Source organism: Pseudomonas sp. LBUM1672 (assembly GCF_059695655.1).
The window spans coordinates 5886741-5897817 of record NZ_CP166781.1 but is presented as its reverse complement, the minus strand read 5'-3'; the positions used below and the strand labels follow the sequence as shown (position 1 = coordinate 5897817).

Genomic DNA, 11077 nt, shown 5'->3' with positions numbered 1-11077 from the left:
TTATAACCCCTACTCGCGGCACGGCTTATATAGACACGCCGCGACGTCGTTTTCAGGAGTTATTGAATGACCATTCAACTTTAGGCATGGCAATTGCTCTGTCATTACAAAGCCCGTCTCCCACGCGAGAACGATGGCAATAACAAGAGCCTCCGCCTGAGGCCATCACCCGCTTTGTGTGAGGAGATACCGCGATGACGACGTTCAACTCCGGGGCTCAACCCCAGAACCGTGCGCCTCAATCCATCGGCTTTTTGCTGCTGGACAATTTCACGCTTATTTCTCTGGCCTCCGCAGTGGAACCCCTGCGCATGGCCAACCAATTGTCCGGTCGCGAGCTGTATCGCTGGACCACGCTCACCGTCGACGGCGGTCAGGTCTGGGCCAGTGATGGTCTGCAGATCACTCCCGATTGCTCCATGCACAAAGCGCCCCCTCTGGACACCATCATTGTCTGCGGCGGCATCGGCATTCAGCGCACCGTTACCCGTGAACACGTCTCGTGGCTGCAAAGCCAGGCGCGTCAGTCCCGCCGTCTCGGCGCGGTCTGCACCGGCAGTTGGGCCCTGGCCTGCGCCGGCCTGCTGGACGGTTTTGATTGCAGCGTGCACTGGGAATGCCTGGCTTCGATGCAGGAAGCGTTTCCGCGCGTGGCCATGAGTACACGCCTGTTCACCCTCGACCGTAACCGTTTCACCAGCTCTGGCGGCACCGCGCCGCTGGACATGATGCTGCACCTGATCAGTCGCGATCACGGCCGTGAACTGTCCGCCGCGATTTCGGAGATGTTCGTCTACGAGCGTATCCGCAACGAACAGGATCACCAGCGCGTGCCGCTCAAGCACATGCTTGGCACCAACCAGCCGAAGTTGCAGGAAATCGTTGCGCTGATGGAAGCCAACCTGGAAGAGCCGATCGACCTCGACGAATTGGCGGTGTATGTCGCCGTATCGCGTCGCCAGCTCGAGCGGCTGTTCCAGAAATACCTGCACTGCTCGCCGTCACGTTACTACCTGAAACTGCGCCTGATCCGTGCCCGGCAGTTGCTCAAGCAAACGCCGATGTCGATCATCGAAGTGGCGTCGGTGTGCGGCTTCGTGTCCACGCCGCACTTCTCCAAGTGCTACCGCGAATACTTCGGCATTCCGCCGCGTGACGAGCGCGTAGGCTCCAACACCACACAACAGGTGGCGATGATGCCGCTGCCGCAGGCGTTGGTGCTGTCGCCGCTGTCCGGGCCGTTGTCGGCGCTGAGTCAGGCGCGCAATGAGTCGACGTTTGCCAGCGTAAGGCTCTAAACCGGGCTGGCTATTGTGGCGAGGGGGCTTGCCCCCGTTGGGTTGCGCAGCGACCCCAGGATTTTACGACTGCTGCGCAGCCGAACGGGGCGATGCGGCGATCCGACAAGCCCCCTCGTCACAGGTCAGGCGCTACGGCTTTGTTGATACTCCGCCAGTGCCGGCAGCAACTGCTTGTCGATGGCCTGGCGCACGGCCGGCAGGATGGTCGCGCTGCTGGTGTACATCTGCTTGACCATGGTCCGCAGTTCCGTTGCCCGTTCGTTGTTCAAACCTCGTACCGCGCACTCGCAGGCCTGCTCGGCGTTAGCGCCAGGGGGCACGGCAAATCCCAATGCCTTGAGCTGGCCCAACAGGTCTTCCTGGTCTATCAAATCGGCGTACATCATGACGCAATCCTTCTTCAGGGAACGGTGTCGTGGCTCGATTCTCGTAGGGGCAGGGGGTGGCGGCAAGGACGATTTGTCGCAATGGCCGCAATACCTATGAACAGGTCGTTTTCGGCTAACTTGTGAATCAAGGGAGTGGGCACACTGGACTCAGCTGGTAACACGAAGGTTTGGTCACCCTCGCGCAACGGCTCCTCAACAGTACCCTCCTCAGCTCCGATCCTGTCACGGCTTGATCGGGGTTTTTTTTGCCTGTGAATCAGAGGGTTTGTGTCGCCTGTGCAGACGCCATCGCGAGCAGGCTCGCTCCCACATTTAACCGCATTCCTCAGTGAGAACCCGGTCAACTGTGGGAGCGAGCCTGCTCGCGATGAACGATGACGCGGTCTAGCGTTGTAACACCAATATTCGCGACAACAACTCGTCACGATCGACATAGCATCCCTGGAAATGCCGGGCGCCGCTGGCGGGGTCGAAGGCGTTGCGGGCGTGAAGAGTGCGGCGGTTGTCGAAGCACCACAACTCGCCGGGATTGAGCCGCGTCATCACCCGAAAGCGCGCTTCACGGGTCATCGCAATAAACCGCCGATACGCCCGGTATAGCTTGGGCATGTCCTCAATCGAGGCATCAAATGGCCCACGCAGAAAGTTTGCCATGCGGATCTCCGAAACCTGCCCCAACGCATCGAGGGCGATGATCGGTGCCAGGCAGCGGTAGTCGCTGTGACGGTCCTTGTTGCGAAACTCCACGGGGATTTCACACAGGGCCTTGAACGACTCGGGATCTTCCTCGCGCAGTGCGTGGGCGATGGCAAATCCGTCGACGAAAATACTCTCGCCACCGTCCGCGTCATTGACCAGGCAATGCAGAAATTGCAGCCCCGGTTGCAACTCCCGGGTCGGCAAATCGCTGTGCAGCGGCAGGTTGAAAGCGGTGTAGGCATTGCTGTCGGCGTCGGCCTTGGATTGCACGTTGAACAGCACGCCGAAATTGCTCTCGCGGATGAAGGAAATCCGCTGGGCAATCAGCTTCAGCGAGCCGGTTTCGGTGGGCACGCCACGCACTTGCGTCAGGCCGATATCGCGCACCGCCAGCAGCCATTGCAGCAGGGCGTCGTTGTCGTTCATCAGCGCCTGGTAGTCGAACACCGGCAGCTGCAAGTCGCTTTTCCACAGCCTGGATGTTGGCTTGCCAGCCCGGCGCTCGGCGCGGGACTCGTCGTCATAGGCGTGAGCCCGCAGCCAGCCCGGGTCGAAGCGGCTGAGGTGGCCGTCGTGCCATTCGACGCTGAGGCAACCTTCGGCATCGAGGTGTGCCGCTGTCGGCGTCAGGTCCTCTGCGACGTCGACGATTTCCAGCACTTGCTCGCGGGTCACGGTGTAGACGCATTGCGCGCACGGGCAGTTGTCGCGAAGCCATTGATGATGAAACGGGCTGACCCGGCCGTCAGCCCACTGCACTTGAATTCGGTCCGCCAAGGTATGCACGGCGGTCAACGCGCTGATCAACGGGTAGGTACGGAAGTCGGCAAAAGCGGCGGTGTTCAATGGCGATCTCCTTGTTATTTTTTAGGGGGTAACGCGATCACTCGGCCAATGTAGGCGGGGGTAGGCAGGTCGGCTTGCTCGGCGACGATGGCTTGCAGCTTGCTCAAAGTGTCTTCACTGAACGGTGTGGAGCGAGGGCCGGCGAGGTCGACGTGCAGGAGCATTTGCTCGTTGCCCGCCAGTTCCTTGTCATCGCCGACCAGATGCAGGCTGTGATAGAGGTGCAGGCGTTTGCTGTCGTGGCCGATGATTTGGGTGCGCACTTCGACGTCGGCGTCGACCTTCACCTCGTGCAGGTAATTGAGGTGCAGTTCGAGGGTGAACAGCGAATTGCCGCTGGCTTCGCGGTTGTTGCTGTCCATACCCAGGCGATCCATCAGCGCGTCGGTGGCGTAGCTGAAAATCAGCAGGTAGAAGGCATCGCGCAGGTGGCCGTTGTAGTCGACCCAGTCGGGGATGATTTTGGTTTGGTAGGTGGTTAGAGCGGGCATGAATGAACTCCACAGATAGTCGCTGGCATACGCATTTGTGGCGAGGGAGCTTGCTCCCGCTGGACTGCGAAGCAGTCCCAAAACCTCAAAACGCGGTCTAACAGAGAGATCGCATTCGCTGGTTTACGACCGCTGCGCGGCCGAGCGGGAGCAGGCTCCCTCGCCACAGGGGACTGCGGTTACTCGCTGAAGGCCATCCCATGCTTCTCTTTGGTGGTCTTCACCGCTTCGAGCACCGCCAGCAAGCAATCATCACGATAGCGCTCCAGCGCGGAAATGCTGTGTTTGCCCAGTTGTTCACTGGTCCCGTCCACCACATCATCGATCAGCTTGTCGGTCAGCTCCGGCGCTGGCAGGTAAGTCCACGGTAACTGCAACGCCGGACCGAACTGCGCCATGAAGTGGCGCATCCCCGCATCGCCACCCGCCAGGGTGTAGGTCAGGAATGTGCCCATGAACGACCAGCGCAACCCCGCGCCAAAACGGATCGCATCGTCGATCTCGCCAGTGGTTGCCACACCGTCGTTGACCAGGTGCAGCGCCTCACGCCACAGCGCTTCGAGCAAGCGGTCAGCGATAAACCCTGGCACTTCCTTGCGCACATGCAGCGGACGCATGCCCAGGGATTCATACACTTTCATTGCCGCTTGAATCGCCTCAGGCGCCGTGTTTTTGCCGCCGACCACTTCCACCAATGGCAACAGGTAAACCGGGTTGAACGGGTGCCCGACCACGCAGCGCTCCGGGTGGGTCGAACTCTCATAAAACTCACTCGGCAACAGCCCCGACGTACTGGAACCGATCAAGGCGTTGGGCTTGGCAGCGGCGCTGATTTTGCTGTGCAGCTCCAGTTTCAGATCGAGGCGTTCAGGGGCGCTTTCCTGAATAAAGTCTGCGTCTCGAACGCACTCTTCAATGGTCGCGACGAAGCGCAACCGATCCTGCGAGGCACCCGGCGCGAGGCCTTGTTTCTCCAGCGCACCCCAGGCATTGGCGACGCGTTTGCGCAGCGCGGCTTCGGCACCGGGCGCCGGGTCCCAGGCGACAACGTCGAGGCCGTGGGCGAGGGCGCGGGACACCCAACCGCTGCCGATGACACCGCTGCCTAACGCTGCGAAGGTTTTGATATCAGTGATAAAACTCATGGCGACTTCCTAAAAGATTCGGTGATCCCTGTGGGAGCGGGGTTTTGTGGTGAGGGGATTTATCCCCGTTGGGTCGCGAAGCGGCCCCAAAACCTGCAACCGCGGTGTGTCAGCCACACCGCATGCAATGTTCTGCGACTGCTTCGCAGTCGAACGGGGATAAATCCCCTCGCCACACCCGCTCCCACGGGTGAAATGTGTGGTGTGGGGTCAGCCGCGCTTGGTCAGGCCCATTTTTGCCCGGCCTTCCGCCGGGGTCAGAACGCGGGCGCCGAGGCGGCTGAGGATTTCCGAGGCGCGTTCGACCAGTTGGCCGTTGGTCGCCAGCACACCCTTGTCCAGCCAGATGTTGTCTTCCAGACCGACCCGCACGTTGCCGCCGAGCAGCACTGCTTGCGCCGCCATCGGCATTTGCATGCGACCAATCCCGAACCCGGCCCACACAGCGTTCGCCGGCAGGTTGTCGACCATGGCTTTCATGGTGGTGGTGTCGGCCGGGGCGCCCCACGGGATCCCCAGGCAGAGCTGGAACAGCGGGTCGTCGAGCAGGCCTTCCTTGATCAACTGCTTGGCGAACCACAAGTGACCGGTGTCGAAGATTTCCAGTTCGGCCTTCACGCCCAGCTCTTGAATGCGTTTGGCGCCAGCGCGCAGCTGGGCTGGAGTGGACACGTAAATAGTGTCGCCGTCGCCGAAGTTCAGGGTGCCGCAATCGAGGGTGCAGATTTCCGGCAGCAGCTCTTCAACGTGGGCCAGACGGGTAAGCGGGCCGACCAGATCTGTGTTCGGGCCGAACTCCATCGGATTCTCGCCCGCGCCGATTTCCAGGTCACCGCCCATGCCGGCGGTGAGGTTGACGATGATGTCGACGTCGGCTTCGCGGATGCGCTCCATCACTTCGCGGTACAGCGCCACATCACGGCTGAACTTGCCGGTTTCCGGGTTGCGAACGTGGCAGTGAACGACGGTGGCGCCAGCCTTGGCGGCTTCCACGGCGGCAGCGGCGATTTGTTTCGGGGTGACCGGCACGTGTGGGCTCTTGCTGGTCGTGTCGCCAGCACCGGTGAGTGCGCAGGTGATGATGACGTCGTGGTTCATGAGGCGGGTTCCTTACAGGCGTGATGATTCCGTTCGCAGCCCCGCAGGGCTGCGATGCGGTGGTTCAATCGGGGTTTATTTGCTGGTCAGTTTCAAATTCTCAGCGGCCGGTTTGCCATCGAAGGTGGTCACTCCTTCGAGCCAGCGTTGCTTGTCTTGCGGGTGATCTTTCAGCCATTGCTTGGCCGATTCGAAAGCGTCTTTGTGATCGAGCAGCGGTTGCATCATCCGGCTCTCGTCTTCGGCGGTGTAGGTCAGGTTGCTCAGCAATTTGCCGATGTTCGGGCATTGTTCGGCGTATTTCGGCGCGGTGACGGTCCAGACCGTGGCCATGCCTTCGTTCGGACCGAGAGCGTCTTCGCTGCCGGTGAGGTAAGTCATCTGCACGTTGACGTTCATCGGGTGCGGTGCCCAGCCGAAGAACACCACGGCTTCTTTGCGGCGCACGGCGCGATCCACCGCCGCGAGCATGCCGGCCTCGCTGGACTCGACCAGCTGGAACTTGCCGAGGCCAAACTGGTTCTTGGCGATCATCGCCTTGATCTGGGTGTTGGCGCCCGAGCCTGGCTCGATGCCGTAAATCTTGCCGCCCAGTTCTTTTTCGAACTTGGCGATGTCGGCGAAGGTTTTCAGGCCCTTGTCGGCGAGATACGTCGGTACGGCGAGGGTGGCGCGGGCGTCTTTCAGGCTTGGCGCTTCAAGCACCTTGACCTGATTGGCGTCGACGAAAGGCGTGATGGTCTGAGTCATCAACGGGTTCCAGTAGCCCAGGAACAGGTCCAGGCGCTGGTCGCGGATCCCGGCGAAGATGATTTGCTGGGACGCGCTGGTTTGTTTGGTGTTGTAGCCGAGGCCATCGAGCAGGACTTGGGTCATGGCACTGGTGGCTATCACGTCGGTCCAGTTCACGACGCCCATGCGTACGTTCTGGCATGAAGCAGGTTCGGCCGCCATGACGCTGGCGCTCAGGAAAGCGGTACCGCTGAGTGCAAGAACACAGCTGCTGATCAGTCGTTTCATCTCAGGTTTCCTCGGCAGTTCGTTATTGTGGGTCCGGGCGTCTTCGTGCGCCGGTGATGACCAAGTTACGCACCAATGCCCCCGTTAAAACGCACTACGGCGACCAGCTCTTGCACTGCAGCGACCTGACCTCTTGAATGCCACTCGCAAGTGGCGTATCAACGTCCACACGCTACCCGTCAACCGAGTGCGCTCCATGTCCCAGGATTTCTACTTCATGTTGATGCCGGGTTTTTCGGCCATCGGGTTTATCTCAGCGATCGAGCCGTTGCGGGTCGCCAATCGCTTTCGTGGCGAGTTGTATCGCTGGCACGTGCTGAGCGCTGACGGCGGGGCCGTTCTGGCCAGTAATGGCATGTCGGTCAACGCCGACGCAGCGCTGGAACCGCTGAAGAAAGGTGCAACCCTGTTGGTGGTCGCCGGTTTCGAACCGCTGAAATTCGCCACGCCCGCGCTGGAGCACTGGCTGCGCCGGCTGGACAACGAAGGCGTGACCCTCGGCGCCATCGACACCGGCAGCTTCGTCCTCGCCGAAGCCGGCCTGCTCGAGGGTCATCGCCTGACCCTGCACTGGGAAGCCATCGACGCGTTCAAGGAGTCTTATCCACAGCTCAGCGTCACCCAGGAGCTGTTCGAGATCGACCGCCGACGTATCACCTCGGCCGGCGGCACCGCGTCCATCGACCTGATGCTCGACCTCATCGCCCAGTCCCACGGCCCGGAACTGGCGATTCAGGTCAGCGAACAATTTGTGCTCGGCCGCATCCGCCCGCGCAAAGACCACCAGCGCATGGAAGTCGCCACGCGGTATGGCATCAGCAACAAGAAACTGGTTCACGTCATTGGTGAGATGGAACAGCACAGCGAGCCGCCGTTGAGTACGCTGGAACTGGCGGAATCGATCAAGGTGACACGGCGGCAGCTGGAGCGATTGTTTCGGTTGCACCTGAACGACACGCCGAGCAATTTCTACCTGAGATTACGGTTGGAGAAGGCGCGGCAGTTGCTGCGGCAGACGGACATGAGTGTGCTGGAAGTGAGCATTGCGTGCGGGTTTGAATCACCGTCGTATTTCACCCGCAGTTATCGGGCAAGGTTTGAACGGTGTCCGCGGGAGGATCGTAGAGGAACGGCAGCGCAAGCCTAGGCTTCGGCACGCGTGCGGCTCCTCAATAATCCTGAGGCGTGCGGGATAGGCATTTTTTCTAATGCACCACCCGAGGACGTAACGACTGACTCGGTTTCTGTGCCATCAACATTGGAGGCGGCGGTGGCGGCGCAAACGCCGTCGGTTCGGAGCGCGTTTTGCTGGCAAACACGTTGGGGTCCTGGTCATGACTGTCTTCCCCCAACTCACCCGACAAGTAGTCATAAATGGCATTCCCCCACTTAGGTGGCAGCACGCTGACTTGATGCGTCCGGGTGAGGACTCCTCCGCTGCTTTCCGTCACGAATTTATATTTCTGCAGATCTTTTTGATCGACATAACTCAGTCGGTCATTCGAGTCATCATCAACAAGCGGAGTGTTTTGGCTGGACCGTGACATGAAGGTCATGTTGTAGATGCCGCGATTCAGACCGCTACTCAAGGCGAAACCAACCGCGTCTTTTTGATCAAGACCTACACGTTGAGCCAGCTGCGTATGACTTGGGTTCTCGCCACCGCCCTGATGTGCAATTGGCGGGTTAGGTACTTTGCCCAGGCGGGTGTGGGTGACGAAGGATTCGGTTCGGGTTCGATTGGTGGGCGGCAGGCTACGAGCGTTTGACTCCAGTGGGGAAAAGTAAATATCTCCTGTGTAGACATTGGCGATCGCCGTAAATGCTGTTCCAGGACCGGCGTTTTTGAACGTTTCGCGGCTCATGTTATCGAGCTTGAACTGTTTGGGCAGGCTGATCTGATGCACGATTGTTCCCGTTAACATTGCCCCTTTGCCTTTGGATAATTGAATAGTCTCGATTTGCTCGGGGGTCATATCGCTCGGCAACTTGATATCGTCCGGTCCATCGCCATTGATGACCGATTGCGCCCCTGTGAAGTCTTTGTAGGTAACGGGGTTGTTCCTACAAAACCGGAAGTGGTTCAGACCGTCGACTGACCCCGCAGGGTCAGGATTAATCCAGCGAAACAGCCAAGGGGCGTAGTACCGATACCCGTAGTAGACCAACCCGCTGGTATCCCGTGTTTTACCACTGTAGTGAATACTTTTGTGCCTGGACTCGACGTCACTGCGGGCAGCCCACCACGCCGTACCGCCAAACGCGTAATAGCCTTCTTGCGTCAGCAAGCCTGCATCTTCGTCCACCTCAAGAGTGCAGGAACCTTGATGGTCAACCAGGTTGTAGCGAATCTGATTGTTAGCCATGCCTTCCGGCGGGTCAGTGAGCCAGTGCAGCGACTGTACCCGGCTGTGGCTCGCTTCGATATTGACGACATGACGGGTTTCTCCGTCAGGGTCGTAATGAATATCCAGCCCCGGCAAAAAACGAACTTCGGCTGTTCGCATCAAGGCGCTGGTCTTGGTATGTATGACTTTGCGTAATCGTTGGCCGTCGCTGTCATACCAATAGGATTCAGTGTCGTTCTGTTCTTGTCGACGGGCGACTTGAATGACTTCAGTCAGTCTATTACGGGCGTCCCATCGCATTTTTTCCGCCCCTGGCGACAACATCAGCAGGTTGCCATTACTGTCGAAGCTGCCCGTGAAATCAGGTTCACCCACGTCAGGTTTTTTCAGGCTGCGATTGCTTGCGGGGTCAATGGCCATTTCGACGGTGTAGGGGTGACTTCCTGCATGGCAAAGGGTTTTCAGGTTTCCCGCCGGGTCGTAGGTAAATGTCTGCTTGTAGTTGCCCATTCGAGTGGGATCGATAGTCGGTTTATGCAATTCGGGAAGGGCCGGACCCTGAGCATTGGGTACGGATTCGCGACCTGTGGCTTCGATCAGTTGATAGAGGGTGTCGTATTTGAACGTGCTGACAGCCGCGGTCCGCTGGTTTCGGAAGTAACGCGTCGGTTGTGCCAGGTCCTGGATTTCGCAGATATTGCCGACTCGGTCGTAGCGATAGAAACAATTTTGAAAGTCGTGATCCGGACCCGCGACAGTGTATTGAATCAATCGGTCGGATTCGGGTTCATACAGGCGAGTCGTCTGTACGCCGTTACCTGTCGTCTCCTTTTCTACCTTGCCTGTTGCGCTGTAAGTGATGTGGCTAAGCAATGTTTTGACGGGTAGATTCGGGCGTTTTAGCTGAACCTTTTGAAGTTGTCCTGCGACGTCGTAGAGCCTTATCTGCTGATTGTTTCGCGCATCGGTCTGATTCAGTACGGCACCCAGAGCGTTGTATTTCTTGCGAGTGATGTTTGATTCAATTTCGAGCCTTGTGGTGTTTTCATCCGGGTTGGATGACCAGTCTGGTGTCTGCAAGTCGCTCGAGAACCGTCTGGTTTCGCTCAGTCTCCGACCCTGTATGTCGAACTCCGCAATCTCAAGATGTCCTGCTGAATCAAATTGGCTTATCAGTTGACCGCATTGATTGTGTCGAGCATGTTCGGGGCGACTATCGGCATAGATCAGTCGCTCGGTCACAGAGGGCGCTTCATTTTGGAGGTGTTCCGTCACTTCAGTTCGGCGCAGCAGTCCGTCGTACTTGATCTGTTGCTGACTATGACGACCATCCCACGCGCGCAGGAGTTGATGGGCGGGGCCCAGAAGCAGCAAGCGCCAGCCGCAATCAACGCTTCTTGTGAGTATTGGTTGGGCTGACAACGTGAAAATGGTCGAGAGGTTCGGCCCCCTCCCGTTTTCCAGAAGCCTGGAATCCCATTGTGAATTCAAGCGTCCGTGTGCATTGAACTCCTGGCGAGAGATGCGTGCCTGAGCGAGACCGGAATCACGACGCTCATAAGCCACGGTCCTGATGGTCAGGCCGCGCGGATCGTTCCCCCAGAGCAGGGGGGTATTGTGATGAATGTTGGCCGTCGAATCGTTCATCATTGGTCTGGAGCATCTGACTAGAATCCAGACCTATGCTTACGTCATTCGAAGTTCCCGTCTACTGTCAGAAATTACAGGTGGACACCGCTG

The 11077-nt window shown here is 58.9% G+C and carries 9 protein-coding genes; 2 read left to right on the top strand and 7 right to left on the bottom strand.

The features are described 5' to 3' along the window. The first annotated feature begins 194 nt into the window (after positions 1-194). Positions 195-1298, top strand: coding sequence for a choline metabolism transcriptional regulator GbdR (gene gbdR, locus ACA053_RS27015; protein WP_109635472.1), 1104 nt, complete (start codon positions 195-197; stop codon positions 1296-1298). A gap of 125 nt (positions 1299-1423) precedes the next feature. On the opposite strand, the gene ACA053_RS27010 is transcribed toward gbdR, so the two are convergent. The 6 genes from ACA053_RS27010 to choX form a co-directional block, all read right to left on the bottom strand. Next, positions 1424-1687: a hypothetical protein gene (locus tag ACA053_RS27010; protein WP_109635469.1), complete on the bottom strand. Its 264-nt coding sequence runs from the start codon at positions 1685-1687 to the stop codon at positions 1424-1426. Between the two features lie 387 nt (positions 1688-2074). Further along, the gene (locus ACA053_RS27005) at positions 2075-3235 is read right to left on the bottom strand and encodes a gamma-butyrobetaine dioxygenase (protein WP_497394078.1); all 1161 of its coding nucleotides are present in this window, start codon (positions 3233-3235) and stop codon (positions 2075-2077) included. A gap of 14 nt (positions 3236-3249) precedes the next feature. Further along, positions 3250-3726 (bottom strand): thioesterase family protein, encoded by a 477-nt coding sequence (locus ACA053_RS27000; RefSeq protein WP_497394077.1) that lies wholly within the window; start codon positions 3724-3726, stop codon positions 3250-3252. A gap of 179 nt (positions 3727-3905) precedes the next feature. After that, positions 3906-4871: an L-carnitine dehydrogenase gene (locus ACA053_RS26995; protein WP_497394075.1), complete on the bottom strand. Its 966-nt coding sequence runs from the start codon at positions 4869-4871 to the stop codon at positions 3906-3908. Positions 4872-5081: 210 nt separating this feature from the next. Next, on the bottom strand, positions 5082-5969 hold the full coding sequence (gene cdhC, locus ACA053_RS26990; protein ID WP_017341199.1) for a 3-dehydrocarnitine:acetyl-CoA trimethylamine transferase CdhC: 888 nt from the start codon (positions 5967-5969) through the stop codon (positions 5082-5084). Between the two features lie 75 nt (positions 5970-6044). After that, positions 6045-6989, bottom strand: coding sequence for a choline ABC transporter substrate-binding protein (choX, locus tag ACA053_RS26985; RefSeq protein ID WP_109635461.1), 945 nt, complete (start codon positions 6987-6989; stop codon positions 6045-6047). 196 nt (positions 6990-7185) lie between these two features. On the opposite strand from choX, the gene ACA053_RS26980 reads away from it, so the two are divergent. Beyond that, the gene (locus ACA053_RS26980; RefSeq protein ID WP_497394074.1) at positions 7186-8136 is read left to right on the top strand and encodes a GlxA family transcriptional regulator; all 951 of its coding nucleotides are present in this window, start codon (positions 7186-7188) and stop codon (positions 8134-8136) included. A 58-nt stretch (positions 8137-8194) separates the two neighbouring features. On the opposite strand, the gene ACA053_RS26975 is transcribed toward ACA053_RS26980, so the two are convergent. Beyond that, positions 8195-10984 (bottom strand): RHS repeat domain-containing protein, encoded by a 2790-nt coding sequence (locus ACA053_RS26975; protein WP_497394073.1) that lies wholly within the window; start codon positions 10982-10984, stop codon positions 8195-8197. Positions 10985-11077: the final 93 nt, after the last annotated feature.